The organism is Pseudomonas sp. GW822-FHT02D10, assembly GCF_058802345.1.
The window spans coordinates 421,224-438,009 of the sequence record NZ_JBXAOB010000001.1 but is presented as its reverse complement, the minus strand read 5'-3'; the positions used below and the strand labels follow the sequence as shown (position 1 = coordinate 438,009).

Below are 16,786 nucleotides of genomic sequence, written 5' to 3'. Positions count from 1 at the left end.
AGTGACACACCGTGTTCTTGGTCTGTATCTCCTGCTGAAGGTGAGATATTAACGATATTTAACTTCCTACTTTAATGTGGTGTCGCGTAGTGCAAACTTCAAACCTACTGATAGCACCTGTCACGATGACAATCGCAATATTCCCTATTTAAAATTTTCCCTAGGTATCACTCCTAACCTTAGAGGTCGTCCCAAGCCATTAGTAATTCAGTGTTGATAGTGCTTGGCGACAATTGGAACGGCCGAGCGGTTCGCGGACAGGGAGCGCAGATTCGATTGCAAGCGGGAGTTATTGGTGCCCAAGTCAATGCCTTGCTGGCACCCTACGGACGCAAGATCGGCCCAGACCCTGCGTCTGTCAACGCATGCAAGATCGGGGGGATTGTCGACAACAATTCCAGCGGTAGTATGTATTGTGGAACCTCGCAGAACTACTATTACATCCTCGCCGGAATTCGATTGATTCTGGCTGATGGCACGCTTGTAGATACCGAAAATGCCGTTATTAGTTCCGCGTTTCGCGAGCGCTACCGTGAACTGCTAGAACGGCTGGCCCGACTTAGTCACGAAATCCGCAGCAACACCGCGTTAGCCGAAAAAAATCTTCACAAGTGCCGTCTGAAAAATACAACCGGACTGTCACTGAAGGGCTTGGTGATCGGCTCCAAGGGTGCGCGCCTATAATCTGGCCACATTTGCGTGTCAACGCATTTAATTTCGCTCATCTGAATTTGAAGAAGCACCTGTTACCAAGTGCTTCCATCGTCTTCTGTCAGAGCCACGCCTTGATTTGAGCGCAGACCGCCTGAGTCGAAATGCCATAGCGATCGTGCAGTGTCGGCAGTGCACCAGCGTCTAGGAACGCATCGGGCAATGCGATCTGCCTGAAGGTTGGCGTAACCCCATTGCGGAGTAGTACCCCGGCAACTGCCTCGCCCAGCCCCCCGATAATGGAACTGTTTTCTGCGGTAACCACCAAGCGACCGGACTTGCGGGCTTCAGCGAGAATGGTTTGTTCATCCAGTGGCTTGATCGTCGGTACGTGTAGCACGGCGACGTCGACGCCATCCGCTTGAAGCTGCTTGGCTGCTTCCAGGGCACGCATCGTCATCAAGCCCGTAGAAATGATCAAAACATCATTGCCGGTGCGCAGGGTTTTGGCTTTGCCGATCTCGAATTTATAGCCGTATTCGTCCAGCACCAGAGGCACATTTCCGCGCAGCAAGCGCATGTAAACAGGCCCTTGATGCGCTGCGATGGCGGGTACGGCCTGTTCGATTTCTAGCGCGTCGCAAGGGTCGACAATCATCAGGTTGGGCATGGCGCGGAAGATCGCCAGGTCGTCCGTGGCCTGGTGACTTGGGCCGTAGCCCGTGGTGAGCCCCGGCAATCCGCAGACGATTTTTACGTTGAGATTTTCCTCAGCAATCGCCATGCAGATGAAGTCATAGGCGCGACGTGAGGCGAACACAGCGTAGGTCGTGGCGAAAGGAACAAAACCTTCCCGTGCCATACCTGCCGCCGCACTCATCAGCAACTGTTCAGCCATACCCATTTGATAGAAACGATCCGGATGAGCCTTGGCGAAGATGTGCAGATCAGTGTACTTGGACAAGTCGGCGGACAAGCCAACGATGTCCGGACGTTGATCCGCCAGCGCGGCTAATGCATGGCCAAAAGGCGCCGATTTTGTGGCTTGGCCTTCAGACGCGATCGAAGCGATCATCGCCGAAGTAGTGAGGCGTTTTTTTGCCGGCTCGCCAGTAGACGCAGGAGTGTTGGCTGCAACGCTCATTGTTGTTTTCCTTCTTCAAGGTTGTTTAGTGCCAGAGCCCATTCGTGTTCTTCCACGCGGATGAAGTGCGTTTTCTCCCGGGTTTCCAGGAAGGGCACACCTTTGCCCATTTTGGTATCGCAGATGATTACGCGTGGTTGGGTGCCGGGGTGGTTGCGAGCGGCATCGAAGGCGGCGACCAGTGCATCAAGGTCATTGCCATCGACGCGCTGGGTGAACCAGCCAAACGCTTGCCAACGATCGACAATGGGTTCGAACGACAGGATTTCACTGGAGTAACCATCGGCTTGCTGGTTGTTGACGTCGACAATGGCGATCAGGTTGTCGAGTTTCCAATGCGACGCCGACATCACGGCCTCCCAGGTGGAGCCTTCATTCAACTCGCCGTCCGACAGCAGGTTGTAGACGAAGGAGGGCGAAGCTTTGCGTTTGAGACCCAGGCACGCACCGACGGCGATACCCAGACCCTGGCCAAGCGAACCACCAGTGATTTCCATGCCCGGGGTGTAGGCTGCCATACCCGACATCGGCAGGCGGCTGTCATCCGAACCGTAGGTTTCCAGCTCTTCGAGCGGGATGATTTCGGCTTCGATCAATGCTGCGTACAGCGCAATCGCATAGTGACCGATGGAGAGGTAGAAACGATCACGTTGCTCCCATTCCGGGTCTTCAGGCCGATAGTTCAAGGCATGGAAGTACGAGACTGCCAGCAGGTCAGCGGCGCCGAGAGCTTGGCCGACATAGCCCTGGCCTTGGACTTGACCCATTCGCAGGGCGTGCCGACGAATGTTGTGGGCTCGCTCCACCAGGGGCTTGGATGAAACGTATGAAGGATTGGTAGTCATGCTAAAAACTCCGTTAAATCAACGATTGACCAGGGCGGCGGGGATGCGCAGTACCAATAGGGCACCGCCCACCAGTACGCCGGTGATCAGATACATGCCGATGGCGCTGGATCCCGTCAGCGTAGTGATCCAGCCAATCAGGTAAGGCGAGCAGAAGCCGGCGAGGTTGGCGAAGCTGTTGACGGCCGCGATGCCTGCGGCGGCAGATACGCCACCAAGCAGCGTGGTGGGTAACATCCAGAACATCGACGTCGCGGACAGAATCCCGGAAGCGGCCAGGCAAAGACTCAGAATAGAGAGCGTCACATTTCCGCCCATCAGAGCCGCCAGACTTAGCCCGATAGCCCCCGCGATCATCGGAACGATGAGGTGCCAGCGGCGCTCGCGATGTTTGTCACCACTGCGTCCGGCATATAGCATCGCCACAATCGCACAGAGGTAAGGCAGGCTCGTCAGCAGACCGATGTGCAGCGGGTCGGAAACCCCTGCGTTACGCACCAGGGTGGGTAACCAGAAGGTAATTGCGTACTGCCCCATCACGACGCAAAAGTAGATGGCGGCCAGCAACCAAAGACGGCGATCACGGATGAAGTCCCGCACAGAGCCATGGGTGACTTTCTTCTGCTCGTCCTCGGCCAGTTCGCGACTGATGAGTGCCTTTTCTTCGTCATCCAGCCAAGTGGCTTGATGCACTCTGTCTTTGAGATAGCTCAGCACCAAGAGTCCGACGATGGCCGTGGGCACAGCCTCCAGGGCAAACATCCATTGCCAACCAGCCCAGCCGTGCATGCCGGCGAAATGATTCATGATCCAGCCGGAGAGAGGGCCGCCCACCATTCCCGAGAGCGGAATGGCGATAAACCACAACACGGTCATGCGGGCACGACGGTAGGACGGGAACCAGTAGGTCAGGTACAGCAACAGGCCAGGCGCCAAGCCCGCTTCAGCAATGCCGAGCAGAAAGCGCAGCGCATAGAATTGCCAGGCGGTTTCGACGAAGGCGAACAGGGCAGACACGAGGCCCCAGGTGATCATGATGCGCGCGATCCAGACCCGCGCACCGACCTTATGCAGAATGATGTTGCTGGGGACTTCGCACAGGAAGTAACCGATGAAGAACATGCCCGCACCAAGTCCGTAAACCGTTTCGCTGAGCGCCAGATCATTCATCATTTGCAGCTTGGCAAAGCCGACATTGACGCGATCAAGATAGGCGCACAGGTAGCACAGCATGAGAAAAGGCATTAGACGCCAAGCAGTTTTGCGATAGGCGTTAGAGCGCACGGTCGAAACCGCTTCGAGCGACATAGTTGTCATGATGGTCTGATCTCTTGTTTTTATTGACCGCCAGGCCATGAGGCCCGGCTGCGTCGTCGATCCAGAACCGCACGGGCCTTGAGGCCCGCCAGGTGTAATCAGTGAATCAGCATGCCGCCGTTCACATCCAGCGTGATACCTGTCAAATAGGAGGATAGGTCGCTGGCCAGGAACAGGGCCGCATTCGCGACATCCTGCGCTTCACCTAGACGACCCAATGGGATGCCGTCGATGATCGCGTGGCGACGCTCGTCCTGCATCAAGCCGCCGGTAATGTCGGTGTGAATCAAGCCGGGGGCGATGGAGTTCACGCGTACCTTGTCCGGCCCTAGTTCGCGTGCCATGGCTTTGGCCAGACCCAACACGCCTGCTTTGGCAGCGCTGTAATGCGGGCCACCGAAAATGCCGCCACCACGTTGAGCAGAAACTGACGACATGCACACGATGCTGCCGGAAGATTGTTGACGCATGGTTGGGATTACCGCCTGAGACATGAGCAATGTGCCACGCAGGCTGACGTCCAGTACCTTGTCGTAGTCGGAAGGGCGGATGTCCAGGGTCTTGAGCGGTTGGGTGATACCGGCGTTGTTGACCAGAATGTCGATACGACCGAAATGTTCGATGATTTTAGCGACGGCCTGTTGAACCTGTGATTCGTCGGCTACGTTGGCTGCGAGACCTAGATGACCTTCACCCAGAGATGCAGCGGCATCACGTGCGGCGGATTCGTCCAGATCGAGGATCACAACGCGAGCGCCTTGTTGCGCGAAGGTGGTCGCTGTAGCGCGGCCAATGCCACGTGCGGAGGCTGCACCGGTGATGATCGCGACTTTGCCTTGAAGAAGCATGGAAGAGTACCTCTGATTGTTTTTATTGGGTCGATCCGCAATGAACCGATGACTCAGCTTGTTCTTCAGGACAACCCTGAGCAATAACGTGAATGTCACTCGGTGCTGAAAAAAATTCAGCACTCGTCAAGCAAAGGAGCAGATGATTGAATGGAAAAAACTCAACGATCATAAGAATTACAGCGGAGTCTTTCGTCATGCGTCCTGGTACCGATGCGCCAGCCACACTCCCACCGCTGAGAGCAATTCAGGCCTTCGAGCAAACGGCTAGATTTGGAAATGTTGCTAGGGCTGCCGAGGTTTTGGATCTGACGCCGTCTGCAGTCAGTCACCAACTAGCCAAGCTTGAGGGGATGATCGGCCGGCAGCTGTTTGTACGAGCTGCACGCGGCGTAACGCTAACGCCGGTAGGGGAGCAGTACTTAAAAGAGGTTTCTGGGTTACTTCATAGTCTGGCCATAGCAACCGAGCGGGCAGCCAGCGATGTGAGTCTTGACTGCCTTCGACTGCATTCGTCACCAAGCTTCGGATTGTTATGGTTGATGCCTCGGTTGGAGGCGTTTCGCTCGAGCCATCCAGATATCCAGATCAACCTGTCTTGTTCGTATGAATCATTGCACTTTAGCCGGGACAAGATTGACGTCGATATTCGCCACGGTACGCCCAACTGGCCGAGTTATGAGGTTCGCACCGTGCGCAACGAAACCTTCGCTGTCTTGGCCTCTCCGAAATTACTTTCGCAACGTCCGATCAAGAGCGCGGCCGATTTGCTGGACAGTGATCTCATTCTCTCCGAAGCCACGATGCTTAAATGGCCACAGTGGTTTGCCCAACATGGTTTGGCTCGCCCCGAAAATCCTTATGCATTGAGCTTCGATCGGTCATACATGAGCCTGGAAGCCGCCAGTCATGGGTTGGGCTTTGCCTTGGAAAGTACGTTGCTCGCGCAGAAGTACCTGGCGTCTGGCACTTTGATCGAAGTGGCGAGGGAATCACTTAGCGCCCCGGTGGCGGCCCACCATTTGGTGTTTCCAAAGGCACATTCCAGCTTTCCTCGAGTACGGCGTTTTCTGGAGTGGATGGAGAGTGAGCTGGGTCATAGTTTCACTTATTGAATGTCTGCTGTTCTCCGTTGCCAAGATGGAGACTGGTCACTCTGGCGTCATGAGCACCGCAAGCGTCATGTTGATGAACTCTTCGTTTTTGCTGATTGTGTCCAAAGCACCACGAACATTACCAGCGACCTCCGCTGATCCGCGTCGGTCGACCCAGAGTGTTAGCTCCATGATGGCTGCCTCGAGTGCGAGTTGGTTTTGATAGATCTTGGACAATAGGGGCTGGAGTAGGTCTGCGTTCGACATCGTGATTCCTCCGTGAAAGAGGTCAGCGTAGCAGCAGAATAATTTTTAAGACTTGATGATCTCCAGCTGAGTAGTGCGCCTCACATCAGGTTTTTGTGAAGCTGCGAACCATTCCTAGGCCGTTTGTACTTGTCATCGGAAACTGATGACGATCACTTGCTGTGGTGGCGTATAGCCGCTAATAGTGATGAGGTTCGAGGAGAGGGTGTGAAGATGATTTCGAGATTTGTTGTTGTCCCTGCAATACCAACAGAAACGGGATCAACGCGTAACGGAACGCGCTTCTACTGCAAGACTGCGCCCATAGGTTTCAACATCTATGACAATGAAGAGAAACTACGTCTGAAGACTACCTACCAGGCCCGAGAGGAAGCCGAGACTGAGTGCCAGCGACTGAATCTGGAGCGGCTTCAGAACGTGCTTACGGAACGGAGATCCCTGACTGCGATGTAAGCATTTCGCACACATGGGAGTCATGCGCCTGGCTTTCCGAAACGAGTGGATCAAATGCTCAGGGACGTTCGACCTACACCACTTTGGCGCGGATGCTCGGCATTCAGGAGCGAGCAAACAGCCTCTGCCTCCGTTCTGACTTTGAACACGCCATGCTTGCTGGCTGACCCTCCCTCGACAAGATCAACAACCCTGAATCGCTTGCTGCCATCGTCCAGTGTGGTGGTTTCAATCACTCTGAATCTTGCGTGCATGGTTGCTTCCGTGCATTAGATTGGTGTCCTACAAGTACCGGCAAAAGGAGACGATTTCAAGAACGGGGCGGGCTTAAGCTGAGACAATTTATGACGGTGCACCGTGCTTCTCATCGCAGGAACGACGGTATAACAGCAGGTGCCGTGTTGAGCCATTTTTCCTGTAGTCGATACTTCGGGCCAGCAGGGCCCGGCTAAGCTTTAGGTTTTTCTGATGGAGGTACAGATGTTGTCATCAATCAAAGAGTACCTACCAGCCACACCATTTTCCGGAAACATTTGGTCAACCTTAGGGCTGACCTCGCGCGGCACAACCCTTTATGACCTCATACACCGAGGCCTTCCTTACGAGTATTTCAATCTGATAACGAACAATCTGCAGGTCGAGCGAAAGGTCATTTCTCAGGCTATCGGCGTATCTCCTGCATCACTAGCACGTAGGGCAAAAACGGGACGCTTCAGCACCGTTGAAAGCGACCGCTTGATCGCATTGATTGCTGTCTTTGAGCAAGCATTGTCCCTGTTCGAGGACAACGTCGCCGCTGCAACGGAATGGATGAACTCGCCGATTCGAGGGCTCGGTTCAAAGCGCCCACTGGAGATGTTGAGGACGAGGGTGGAGACGAACGCTGTGCTCGATCTTATTGGCCGACTGCAGAGGGGAGTTCTCGTGTGAGATTCGATAGCAGACCTGTTGGCTGATCATCGAGTCTTTGGTCATGCAGGCAATGCGTTATTGGGAAAGGTGGTGTCTGAACTCGGTTTACCTGAAAATTGCGCTCGATTGAAGTCGATGGCGAGCATGCGGTGGAGATGGCTGAACTTGAAAGTGAGGTCTGGCAGCATGCTGCTCGATCATATGGCCGGCCATTGGCAGAACTCATCCGGGTGGCGCTCAAGGGCTACGCGCGTCCGCCAGGCCTTGACGACATAACCCTATTGTACCGACGCAGCATTGGGCATGGGGCGTTCATCGCCTTGCAGACCTGCCTAAAGGGTGATTGGGGGTAACGACGATCCAGAGGCCGACTTTCTCTGGCTACGCAGCCATAAACGCGAGTATCTCTACTATTGCGTCCTGAAACGTCTTGTCTCTGACCATCTGGCGAGCGACGCGACGAGGGATTCGCTGTTCTCGGCTGATCTGGACATGTAGGCACTCAGATCCTAGCCCAGTGACACATTATGGCCTCGCCTGACTTTCTTGGATGGCACTCTGGTATCATTTTCCCGGTTGGCAAATTTGCATCACTTGCTGCATCGGGAGGCTTTTGTGCAGGTTATGGATAACACAGAATCAAATACGGTTCATGACGCGTCGCCAGCCGCCTTGGGATTTTACTATCAGAGCCAGTTTGCATTGCTGACGCTGTTGTCACAGACCGCTGATGACGCCGCCGTGGCCGTGGAGAGACTGGACGATGTAGAGCTCAAGGCCAACGGGCAGAAGCTGCTCTTTCAGCTCAAGCATTCCGTCCAGGAAAACCCTCCTCCTGTCAGTCTGGCATCCGTAGCGCTGTGGAAGACAATCAGGGTGTGGATCGATGCCTTGCCGTTGGTGTCACTCGCCGATACGACCTTCCATCTTGTTTCGGTGGGGAAGGTGCCGGACAACTCACCACTGCAGGCCCTTTGCGACACGCACGCTGATCTCGATGTGCTACTCAAGGCACTAGTTGAAGAGGCTGCCAGAGTGGTCGAGGAGCGTGCTAGCGCAAAGTCTGCTGGTGACAAAGTTCCCCATGGGCCACGTGCCGCTGGCTGTGAAGCGTTTCTTGCTCTCGATGCTTCGGTCAGACTGAGTCTGCTCCGACGAATTCACATTCAGCAGGACAGCGTTACCATCGGGCAAATCCCTGACGTGGTTTCTAAAAGATTGCACATCCTTCCCAAGGAGCAGCGGCTTAAGGCAGCCGAACGTTTGCTGGCATGGTGGGATCAGCAAGTCATCTATACCCTTTGCGGTAAGCGTGAGCGGGTCATCCAGCGCAGTGAGATGGAACATTGTATTTCCTCAATCATTGCGCAGTTGGAGGAGGAGAAACTTGTAGCCGAGTTCGATCTGGTCAGCCACCCCGAGGACTATCAAGCTGACGGAATGCTGTACCGCCAGATTGCCTTGGTCGATGGAAAGGGATCCGACGTGTCCAGGGCTGTTCGCGAGCAATGGCGAGCGAAGGAGCAGCGATCAAAATGGATCGTCGATAATCCGCAGATGCGCTCGAAGATCGCAGGCTACGACGCCAAGCTCGCCGAGCACTGGTCAGATCGGCATGTTCAGATGGCCGAGGACTGCGAGGATCTCGACGCCTCCCAAGTGCGAGCCAAGGGTTTGGAGCTTCTGCGCTGGACTCACGAATTTGCCCCAAATCAAGTTGAGCCCATCGCCCCCAGTTGGCAGGGACACTACTACGTTCGAGGCACCTTTCAGGTACTGGCCATCGACCTTCAGGTTGGATGGCACGCGGACTATCGCAAGCTTCTCAAGGACTAGAGCATGGTCATCGCCCATGACATTTTTGCCGAAACCAATCCGGCTTATTGCGCCGCGCTACTGGCCACGTTTGTGGGCGCCTATCGTTCCCAATGCGACACCGATCCGGACATCGTTTTGTGTTACGCAGCCCTGCCTCTGGCGTTGTCTGGTGATCTCGCAGCCACGTTCGACCGTACCAACAGCCGTACAGGCCTGCTGGAGTGGCTTCATCGTAGTCCGGTCATTCAAATCCGGCTCGCTGGTCGGGTGAATGGCTCTCTGGATATCGTGACGGAAGCAATCCGATTTGCCTGCTTCAGCAACCTCCTCGTGGTCAACGCCGAAGGCCGATTAGTCCCTGGTGCCTCTAGCGTGCCGAAAGGCCTTACGAAACAGCTTGGCGAAAACACCCAGCAAACTTTCAAATACATTGAACGCCTGGGCTGCTGGCTGGCCTTGGCAGGCTCGACAAGGACGGTATTCGACATGATGGGGCTGGAGTTATGAGCCGTTGGAACATTTCAGACATCTTTTTTATTGGTGAAGGCGGGCGTGTTCGCATCCTCGACCTGAAGCCTGGAGAGGTCAATATTTTCACCGGGGCATCCGGCACAGGTAAGTCGACGTTGATCAAGGCGATCGACTATTGCCTTGGCTCCAGCAAATGTGAGCTCGCAGCTCATGTGAAGCGTCACAGCCTTGCGGTGGGTGTGAAGTGGGTACTGGGTGAGGCTCAGATGATCACCGGTCGGCTCATTCCGCCCGTGGGAAAAGGAACCAGTACGCGGATGTTCGTCAGTAACGGGCGTAATCTCCCCATTCCGAACGCTGTAGACCAGTTCGAAGGCGCCACAACGCTCGACGCAGGTAAGTCTTATATCGAGCGCGCGTTCGGCATTGGCGGTGTACCTGATGTCTTCGATGACAAGACTTCCCGAAAATGGCGTCCAACGGTGCGCCATGCGACGGCCTACATGTTCGTCCCGAAAGATGTGATCTATAACGAAACGGCACTCCTTCACGGGCTTGATCAGGCCGATGAGGCACCGGCCATCATCGAAACGATGCCTTATTTCTTGGGCGTTGTGACGGAAGACAATGTGCTCCAGGAGCGGCGACTGCGCGACCTGCGCAGGAAGCTTGAGCGCGAGGAGCGGCAATTGCGTACTCGCATGGCTGCGGGCAGCGATTACAAGAAGCACGCGGTGCGATTGCTTCTGGACGCGCACCGCAGCGGTCTGTGCGACCTCCCTCCAGATGAGGCCTCCGAAAGTGAGTTGCAGGGCGCTCTGGTTCGAGTCAAGCGGCTCAAGCCGAGCGCTGCTACGAATCCTAATGAGAGTGAGCTTGCCAATCTCTATGCGCAACGGCGTAGCCTGCTCAGCGACATCGAAAAAGCTCGACGTAAGTCCCGCGCAACTCGAACTGCCCTGCAGGAAATGATTGGTTTTGAAGGTGCAGTCCGGCGCCAGTACGACAAGCTTAAAATCGCTGAGCACCTTCAGGTAGTGGGCCAGGCATGCCCTATATGCGAGACCCCAAGTGAGCGCGGCGTCGCGATATCTGAGGCTATCCGACACTCCATGGATATCGTTAGATCGGAGAGCGTAGCGGTCGAAAATGTCCGACCTCGCCTGGTGGAGCATGAGGATTCTTTGCAGCTGGAGCTCGCTAGGCTCAATCTCACACTTAAAGACGTCGATGAGCGCCTCAAAACTTGGATTCGGCAGAGTGACGAAGTAAAGCGGCTGGATAGCCTCGCCCAATACCAAGCCCATTTGCTTGGCAAGGTGTCTCAATTTTTGGAAATGAACCCGACAACGCCACCGCCTGGCCCTGACCTAAATGTATTGCGAGAACAAATCCAAGGATTGGAGGGTCTTGTTGATAGCGGTGCCAAACAGGTACTGCTCTCCCGTGCTGAGCGCAAAGTATCCCGGTTCCTGTCAGAGGCATTCGCCCAGTTACCAACGGGCGGTGTTTGCGTTGGCGCAGAGTTAGAGTTCTCGTCCAAGCCCCCGGATGTCGCGATTATCGAAGCACACTCCCAAGCTGTATTGCGGTTGCCAGATGCGGGGTCAGATGAGAACTACCTGGCCATCCATATCGCACTGTCCTTTGCGCTCCAGAAGTACCTCGGAGAGATCGATGCGCCGGTTCCTGCGTTCCTGGCATTTGACCAAATCAGTCGTCCCTACTATCCCCAGCGCGGCGAAGATGAGTCGACCATTGGTGAGAACGAGGAAGTCCTAGCCATGCGCCGGCACCTGGACTTCCTGTTCAATGAGACCGCTGCACAGAAGAGCTTACAGGTGCTGCTGATCGAGCACGCATTCTTCGGGGATGATCAGCGGTATGTCGCCGCCACGCGTAAGCGTTGGCACAAGCTTTCAGAGGATGCACTCATCCCGTTTGATTGGCCAAGGAGAAGTGACTCGCAGTAGATCGGGGAGTGTTGGGGCTTCTTTCAGGGTCGTGGAAGCGGCAAGCCCTTTTTGTCGAAGGGGCATGGCCTTGCAATGACAGTGATTTGTTGAGTTATCTTCCGCTGCAGCTACCCTTGATTGCATTAGGCCATTTCTTTCGGGTGATTGATGCGCGTTGAACAGTTGAAGGTCAAGAATTTCAGGGGCATTAAACATCTCGAATGGAACCTCATGGCGCAGTCGATCTGTTGCCTGATCGGCGTTGGAGACAGCGCTAAGACCACCATTTTGGATGCCGTAGAGGCAGCATTGTCCCCACGTTGGATGACCTTCAACGAAGCCGACTTCCACCATGCCAACACAGCGGAGGACATCGAGGTTGAGGTCACGATCGGAGAGTTGTCGTGTGCACTGCTTTCCGACGGGCGCTTCGGCCTTTACCTTCGTGGCCTTTCTTCCGAAGGACAGCTCAACGATGAGCCTGAGGACACAGACGACCCTGTTCTCACGGTAAGGTTGTCGGTCGATGCGACCATGGAGCCAGTGTGGTCATTGGTCTGCGATCGCTATCCCGTTCCTAGGATTCTATCGAACAGAGACAAAGCAATGTTCTGTCTCGTTCGCCTTGCTGGTGACGAAGCACGGCATTTGACCTGGGCGCAAGGATCAGTGCTGTCGAAGATGACAGAAGCGAACGATGAGACTGCTCAAATGCTGGCTAATGCCTATCGCTCAGCTCGTCAAAGCGCAGATCTTGGCTCTATCCCAGAGCTGGCTCGGGCAGCGATATCCGCCGAGACTGCGGCTCGATCACTCGGGGCCTATATCAATGAGAGTTACAACCCTGATCTTGAACTGGGTCGCGGCGGGTTCAGCTCGGGCTCGATTGCACTACACGACGGCTCCGTGCCGCTGCGGTTAGCAGGGCTCGGCACCAGGCGCTTAGCCACTCTGGCAGTGCAGCGTTCAGCAATCAGCGAAGGGGCAATTGTGCTGGTTGATGAGATAGAGCAAGGGCTTGAGCCTCATCGTGTTCTTGGGGCGATGGCCCAGTTGAAAAAATGGCAGAAGGAAGCAGAACGCGCACATCTCGCTAAAGGTCAGATCATAATGACGACTCACTCGGATGTCGTCTTGGCAGAGTTACCCGCCCCCTCACTTTTTATAGTTTCCCGCTCTTTAGGCTCGGTTTCCGAAATCAAGCATGCTTTATCCAGTGGCGATATCTCCCGAGTTTTGAAAGGCGCGCCACGGGCATTGTTTGCTAGGCGAATCTTACTCTGTGAGGGTGCAACGGAGTTGGGGTTAATGCTCGGAGTTAGGGAGCACTACCCAGATCGGCATGGTGGCGTCCCTATAGAGCAGCTGGGCTCTGCCATCATCGATGGCGGTGGATCAGCGGGCCCACCATTGGCACTCGCTCTGCGGGCTCTCGGATACCACGTCGGTCTGTTCAGAGATTCGGATCGAAAGCTAGATGCTCATTTTGCTACCAAACTCCAAGCGCAAGGCGTGCGGGTCATCGAATACGGTGGGGAGCTCAATACCGAGCGAGCGGTCTTCCAATCAGCCAATAACACTCAAATCGAGAGCCTCCTTGAACTGGTGACTGGCTTCATAAGCGAGCCTACGCTGATGGATCATCTTGAAAAAGGATTTCCAGCCATAGATGTGACAGAGAGCTTCGACGAGTGGGATCTGGTAGGCGACGACGCTAACCTTCGGTTTCGCATGAGCGATTTAGCTGCCGAGAAAAGCTGGTTCAAGACTGCTGAGCGCGGTCGGGCCATATCTCCTATTGTGTTGGAGATCATGAATGGCTCGCCTGCATCGGCGATAGGCGCATGTTTCAACACCGTCGAGAACTGGCTATATGGTAACGCCTGAGTCCATCCTCTCCCTTAGCCGCAGGGCCATAGTGGCCCCGGCTGGCCATGGGAAAACAGAGCTGATCGCCAAGGTCGCAGCGCTAGGCCGAAGAACTCTAGTACTTACTCACACCCACGCAGGTGTTCATGCCATCAGGGCGCGACTAAAGCGAATGCACGTGCCCGCAGATACCGTGGTGGTCGATACGATCGCATCCTGGGCCCGACGATATGCTCAAGCATTCCCAAGTCGCTCGGGAAGGCCGGCGCTGAGCCTTAACAAACCCAACTGGGACGATGTGTACCTTGGCGCGGTATCCATCCTGATGAGTCCGGTCGTCCAAGAGGTTATCAAGGCCTCCTATGACCGAGTGCTGATAGACGAGTATCAGGATTGTGAACAGCATCAGCACTCCATTGCGGCTTGGCTATCAAGCATTGTCCCAACTGTGATTTTTGGCGATCCGATGCAGGGCATTTTTGAGTTCGTCGAAACTAAGATCGGCTGGAGCGCATCTGTCGCAAGCTATTTCACTCAGGCCTACGAGCTCGAAACCCCCCACCGTTGGGCAACGGCGAATGTGGAGTTGGGCAAATGGATTGCAGCTACCCGGCAGAAGCTTATGACCGGGCAACCGATAGATCTCAGGGATGGGCCGGTCACCTATATCCAAAGCAATGATGCGTTTGACATGTCGTTGTTCTTTGATGGATTTGATTCAAGGACGGGCTCAACTGCGGCGATCAACTGCTGGAGGAACACCTGCAATCAACTCGCGAAAAGTACCAAAGGCGCTTTCCAGTCAATCGAGGAGATCGGAGCAAAGCGTCTGATGGACTTTGCCGAAGTGTGGGACATGCCGGAATCTACTCCCCAGGCTCGATCCGACGCCTTGAGGTCTCTAATGGATGATGCTGTGACTCGCGTTTCGGCTGATTCAGGGGTCGCCACTGATGTCGTCCTTGACCTGGAAATCTACGCCGCATGGGCAAAACTCTCGATTGGCGGATCCCCCGATAACGCTTTGGATGTGCTGAAGCTGGAAAGGAGCCATCCTCATACAAGGACGTACCGAGGTGAGCTCATCGGGGACACCAAGCGCGCTTTGACGGAGCTTGCGGATGGCCGACATCAGAGCCTGGTAGCTGCGTCGGAAGCTGTAAGGCAGCGACTAAGCATTACCGGTCGGGCCACTGTAGCGAGGACGATTTCGACTCCGTTGCTCCTCAAAGGCTTGGAGTTCGATCACGTCTTGATCCCGGACGCAATGCATTACGTGAAGCAGAAGACTGCTGCGGCGAAATCTTTCTACGTGGCTATTTCCAGGGCTAGACACACTCTGACAATCTCAAGCAAAACGCCGATTTTGGAGTTTCCCCTGCCCAACCTCTAGACAGCTTTTCGATGTCACTGATGTCAGGCATTAATGGAGCAACGATGTAAGAAACTCTACGATGGTTGGGAAGGCCTCCCTATGGTTCCAGCCTCCTAGAAGGTTGATCCCTGGCCGAGCCCTGCCGAAGCGTGGTAGTGATCAAAGTTTGCTTGAGGCCTAGCTGCACGCTAAGGACTGAACATGCCCTCTTAAGTCCGGCTCGACCCCAAGTCTTCACATGCCCTTGGCGAGTCAATCCACATTTTGCCCCTCCAAGACGTATTGCAGCTGCCTCATTTCTCCGGGGCGTTACTAAGCCGTCTGCTATCCCAGGCTTCAGTGAGCTCGTCTATTCGATCCGCAATCTGAGGCGTTTTTGATAGGACAAGGCAACGCGTGTTGCCAACAAATTCTTCTATCAGGTACACAGCGTCGCCGACATCCAGTTCGAGCTCCTGCAGCGCTTCGTCCGGAATTCGAATCGCACCGTCACCATCCCATTCTTCGATCATGATTTTCATAGGTGGCTTTTTCACGTGTGGTCTCTGTTGCTATGAACCGGCAAGCCGTTCCCGCCTGTAGACTCTAAGTGGCACGTTTACAGATCCGGATAGTCATCAAGCTTAAGACTAGGAGCGCCTCCGTCCTCCTGTTCGCGCTTAGGCGTATGTATCACTCCCGCTTCGGCGTCTGCGCGCATCTGCTCGAGCTCTCTGTGAAATGCCTTGTCCTGAACTGTGGGTTTGCTGGTGTACGGTTTTCGGTCAGGTACAGGCTGGGCTGCATAAGTCGTTACCGCGTCTGGGTCGTGCTGCAGCTTTTCTTGAACTTGCGATTCCAGCATTGCACGGAGCGCGTCTTTGTCGGGACGGTTCAGCAATTTGTTACTCCTATTCGGAAGCCAGGCATTAACTGTTCGATTGGGGCATTGACCGGTGCGTGAAGATAGGGCCGTTCATATTTATGGTTGCACCGCAGGTTGGCAGTTACCGGGTTTGCAGGTTAAAAATCCTAGTAAGCCTACCAAGCCTTGGCGGCAACCGTCTGTGATGAAAATGATCTCATAGCTACATTCTTGGAAGCAGCTTTAGAGATGACTGAAATGGCCAGACCATCACCTGCCGGTTTTGCATGCAGGCTCAGAGCGCAGCGAGCAGTCGCTCATCCGGCAATGTCTTCACGTTGATACGGACACGTGTACGGCCTGTATCAAGTGATGCGTATTGCTCATTCTTGTAGAAGGCGCTGTCAGGCGAAATGCTGGTGTTCGGCATCAGAAGCGCAACTGTACCAACCGCTGCACCAGCAGCAACAGTCGCTGATCCTTCCAGCAGACTGAGTGCAAGTGATCCACCCAGACGTTTGGCAATGGCGCCGCCCGTTGCTGAGCCTCCTACTAGCTGTAGTGGAGTGCCTTCGGTTGTGATTGCTGCCCCGGTGCCAAGCACTGCCCACAGGCCGTAGTCAGCCAATTTCTCTACTGGGACAAACCCGGCAGGATTGTTGTGATTGATGACGCCGTCAGGGAGGTTGCAGCTCTTGGCGAACACACAGCCCATCGTCACGGGCTTTGCGTCTGCCTTCGGTGGAAGGTCTTTGTATTCAGCCCAGCGTTGAGCACCAATATCTACAGGTTCAACACCGCTGTTGCGGTAGCCCTTTGGGGCATTCGGTACATAACCGCTCATGCAGCATCCTTGTTCGTCCTTGGAAAATCCCTGCCTGAGGCTGGGGTAGCATGACGTTACCGAGAAAAGCAGACGCCTG

14 protein-coding genes and 2 pseudogenes are annotated in these 16,786 nt (G+C 54.9%); 8 read left to right on the top strand and 8 right to left on the bottom strand.

The genetic code is table 11. The annotated features are described in order from the left end of the window. Window positions 1-186 precede the first annotated feature (186 nt). Window positions 187-657, top strand: a pseudogene (locus tag AC1RPZ_RS02010) (FAD-binding oxidoreductase); the annotation flags it as partial. A gap of 115 nt (window positions 658-772) precedes the next feature. Here AC1RPZ_RS02010 and AC1RPZ_RS02005 read toward each other — a convergent pair. From AC1RPZ_RS02005 to AC1RPZ_RS01990, 4 genes are all read right to left on the bottom strand, one after another. Next, window positions 773-1,795 (bottom strand): transketolase family protein, encoded by a 1,023-nt coding sequence (locus AC1RPZ_RS02005; RefSeq protein WP_493134253.1) that lies wholly within the window; start codon window positions 1,793-1,795, stop codon window positions 773-775. Next, complete coding sequence (locus AC1RPZ_RS02000; protein ID WP_493134251.1) at window positions 1,792-2,640, bottom strand: transketolase; 849 nt, start codon at window positions 2,638-2,640, stop codon at window positions 1,792-1,794. The genes AC1RPZ_RS02005 and AC1RPZ_RS02000 overlap by 4 nt, the downstream gene beginning before the upstream one ends. Before the next feature lie 18 nt (window positions 2,641-2,658). After that, a complete protein-coding gene (locus AC1RPZ_RS01995) occupies window positions 2,659-3,957 on the bottom strand; it encodes an MFS transporter (protein WP_493134803.1) in 1,299 nt (432 codons plus the stop codon). A gap of 98 nt (window positions 3,958-4,055) precedes the next feature. Continuing rightward, window positions 4,056-4,805 (bottom strand): SDR family NAD(P)-dependent oxidoreductase, encoded by a 750-nt coding sequence (locus AC1RPZ_RS01990; protein WP_493134249.1) that lies wholly within the window; start codon window positions 4,803-4,805, stop codon window positions 4,056-4,058. Between the two features lie 197 nt (window positions 4,806-5,002). On the opposite strand from AC1RPZ_RS01990, the gene AC1RPZ_RS01985 reads away from it, so the two are divergent. Then, window positions 5,003-5,920 carry a LysR substrate-binding domain-containing protein gene (locus tag AC1RPZ_RS01985; protein ID WP_493134801.1) on the top strand — a complete coding sequence of 306 codons (918 nt, stop codon included), beginning with the start codon at window positions 5,003-5,005 and terminating at the stop codon, window positions 5,918-5,920. A gap of 36 nt (window positions 5,921-5,956) precedes the next feature. Here the strand turns inward: AC1RPZ_RS01985 and AC1RPZ_RS01980 are convergent, their stop codons facing one another. Continuing rightward, the gene (locus tag AC1RPZ_RS01980; RefSeq protein ID WP_493134247.1) at window positions 5,957-6,166 is read right to left on the bottom strand and encodes a hypothetical protein; all 210 of its coding nucleotides are present in this window, start codon (window positions 6,164-6,166) and stop codon (window positions 5,957-5,959) included. Between the two features lie 933 nt (window positions 6,167-7,099). Here AC1RPZ_RS01980 and AC1RPZ_RS01975 point away from each other — a divergent pair. The 6 genes from AC1RPZ_RS01975 (at window position 7,100) to AC1RPZ_RS01950 (ending at window position 15,037) form a co-directional block, all read left to right on the top strand. After that, window positions 7,100-7,549 (top strand): Xre family toxin-antitoxin system antitoxin, encoded by a 450-nt coding sequence (locus AC1RPZ_RS01975; protein ID WP_493134245.1) that lies wholly within the window; start codon window positions 7,100-7,102, stop codon window positions 7,547-7,549. Between the two features lie 606 nt (window positions 7,550-8,155). After that, window positions 8,156-9,367 (top strand): ABC-three component system protein, encoded by a 1,212-nt coding sequence (locus tag AC1RPZ_RS01970; RefSeq protein WP_493134799.1) that lies wholly within the window; start codon window positions 8,156-8,158, stop codon window positions 9,365-9,367. 3 nt (window positions 9,368-9,370) lie between these two features. Next, window positions 9,371-9,856: a three component ABC system middle component gene (locus AC1RPZ_RS01965; protein WP_493134240.1), complete on the top strand. Its 486-nt coding sequence runs from the start codon at window positions 9,371-9,373 to the stop codon at window positions 9,854-9,856. After that, window positions 9,853-11,793, top strand: a complete 1,941-nt coding sequence (locus AC1RPZ_RS01960; RefSeq protein ID WP_493134238.1) for a DUF3732 domain-containing protein — start codon at window positions 9,853-9,855, stop codon at window positions 11,791-11,793. Before AC1RPZ_RS01965 ends, AC1RPZ_RS01960 begins: the two co-directional genes overlap by 4 nt. A 150-nt stretch (window positions 11,794-11,943) precedes the next feature. Beyond that, window positions 11,944-13,662 (top strand): ATP-dependent nuclease, encoded by a 1,719-nt coding sequence (locus tag AC1RPZ_RS01955; protein WP_493134236.1) that lies wholly within the window; start codon window positions 11,944-11,946, stop codon window positions 13,660-13,662. Between the two features lie 154 nt (window positions 13,663-13,816). Next, window positions 13,817-15,037: a UvrD-helicase domain-containing protein gene (locus AC1RPZ_RS01950; protein WP_493134234.1), complete on the top strand. Its 1,221-nt coding sequence runs from the start codon at window positions 13,817-13,819 to the stop codon at window positions 15,035-15,037. 275 nt (window positions 15,038-15,312) lie between these two features. Here the strand turns inward: AC1RPZ_RS01950 and AC1RPZ_RS01945 are convergent, their stop codons facing one another. The 3 genes and pseudogenes from AC1RPZ_RS01945 to AC1RPZ_RS01935 form a co-directional block, all read right to left on the bottom strand. Next, window positions 15,313-15,540, bottom strand: a complete 228-nt coding sequence (locus tag AC1RPZ_RS01945) for an AbrB/MazE/SpoVT family DNA-binding domain-containing protein (protein WP_493134232.1) — start codon at window positions 15,538-15,540, stop codon at window positions 15,313-15,315. Between the two features lie 77 nt (window positions 15,541-15,617). Beyond that, window positions 15,618-15,899: a hypothetical protein gene (locus AC1RPZ_RS01940; protein WP_493134230.1), complete on the bottom strand. Its 282-nt coding sequence runs from the start codon at window positions 15,897-15,899 to the stop codon at window positions 15,618-15,620. A 283-nt stretch (window positions 15,900-16,182) separates the two neighbouring features. Beyond that, window positions 16,183-16,707 (bottom strand): annotated as a pseudogene (locus AC1RPZ_RS01935) (S-type pyocin domain-containing protein); the annotation flags it as partial. Between the last annotated feature and the right edge of the window lie 79 nt (window positions 16,708-16,786).

Excerpts from the sequence above, each read along its gene's own strand:
- AC1RPZ_RS01975 (WP_493134245.1), top strand. The coding sequence starts at position 7,100 with ATGTTGTCATCAATCAAAGAGTACCTACCAGCCACACCATTTTCCGGA.
- AC1RPZ_RS01990 (WP_493134249.1), bottom strand. The coding sequence starts at position 4,805 with ATGCTTCTTCAAGGCAAAGTCGCGATCATCACCGGTGCAGCCTCCGCA.
- AC1RPZ_RS02000 (WP_493134251.1), bottom strand. The coding sequence starts at position 2,640 with ATGACTACCAATCCTTCATACGTTTCATCCAAGCCCCTGGTGGAGCGA.
- AC1RPZ_RS01955 (WP_493134236.1), top strand. The coding sequence starts at position 11,944 with ATGCGCGTTGAACAGTTGAAGGTCAAGAATTTCAGGGGCATTAAACAT.
- AC1RPZ_RS01980 (WP_493134247.1), bottom strand. The coding sequence starts at position 6,166 with ATGTCGAACGCAGACCTACTCCAGCCCCTATTGTCCAAGATCTATCAA.
- AC1RPZ_RS01995 (WP_493134803.1), bottom strand. The coding sequence starts at position 3,957 with ATGACAACTATGTCGCTCGAAGCGGTTTCGACCGTGCGCTCTAACGCC.
- AC1RPZ_RS01970 (WP_493134799.1), top strand. The coding sequence starts at position 8,156 with ATGGATAACACAGAATCAAATACGGTTCATGACGCGTCGCCAGCCGCC.
- AC1RPZ_RS01950 (WP_493134234.1), top strand. The coding sequence starts at position 13,817 with ATGCACGTGCCCGCAGATACCGTGGTGGTCGATACGATCGCATCCTGG.
- AC1RPZ_RS01965 (WP_493134240.1), top strand. The coding sequence starts at position 9,371 with ATGGTCATCGCCCATGACATTTTTGCCGAAACCAATCCGGCTTATTGC.
- AC1RPZ_RS01945 (WP_493134232.1), bottom strand. The coding sequence starts at position 15,540 with ATGAAAATCATGATCGAAGAATGGGATGGTGACGGTGCGATTCGAATT.
- AC1RPZ_RS01985 (WP_493134801.1), top strand. The coding sequence starts at position 5,003 with ATGCGTCCTGGTACCGATGCGCCAGCCACACTCCCACCGCTGAGAGCA.
- AC1RPZ_RS02005 (WP_493134253.1), bottom strand. The coding sequence starts at position 1,795 with ATGAGCGTTGCAGCCAACACTCCTGCGTCTACTGGCGAGCCGGCAAAA.
- AC1RPZ_RS01960 (WP_493134238.1), top strand. The coding sequence starts at position 9,853 with ATGAGCCGTTGGAACATTTCAGACATCTTTTTTATTGGTGAAGGCGGG.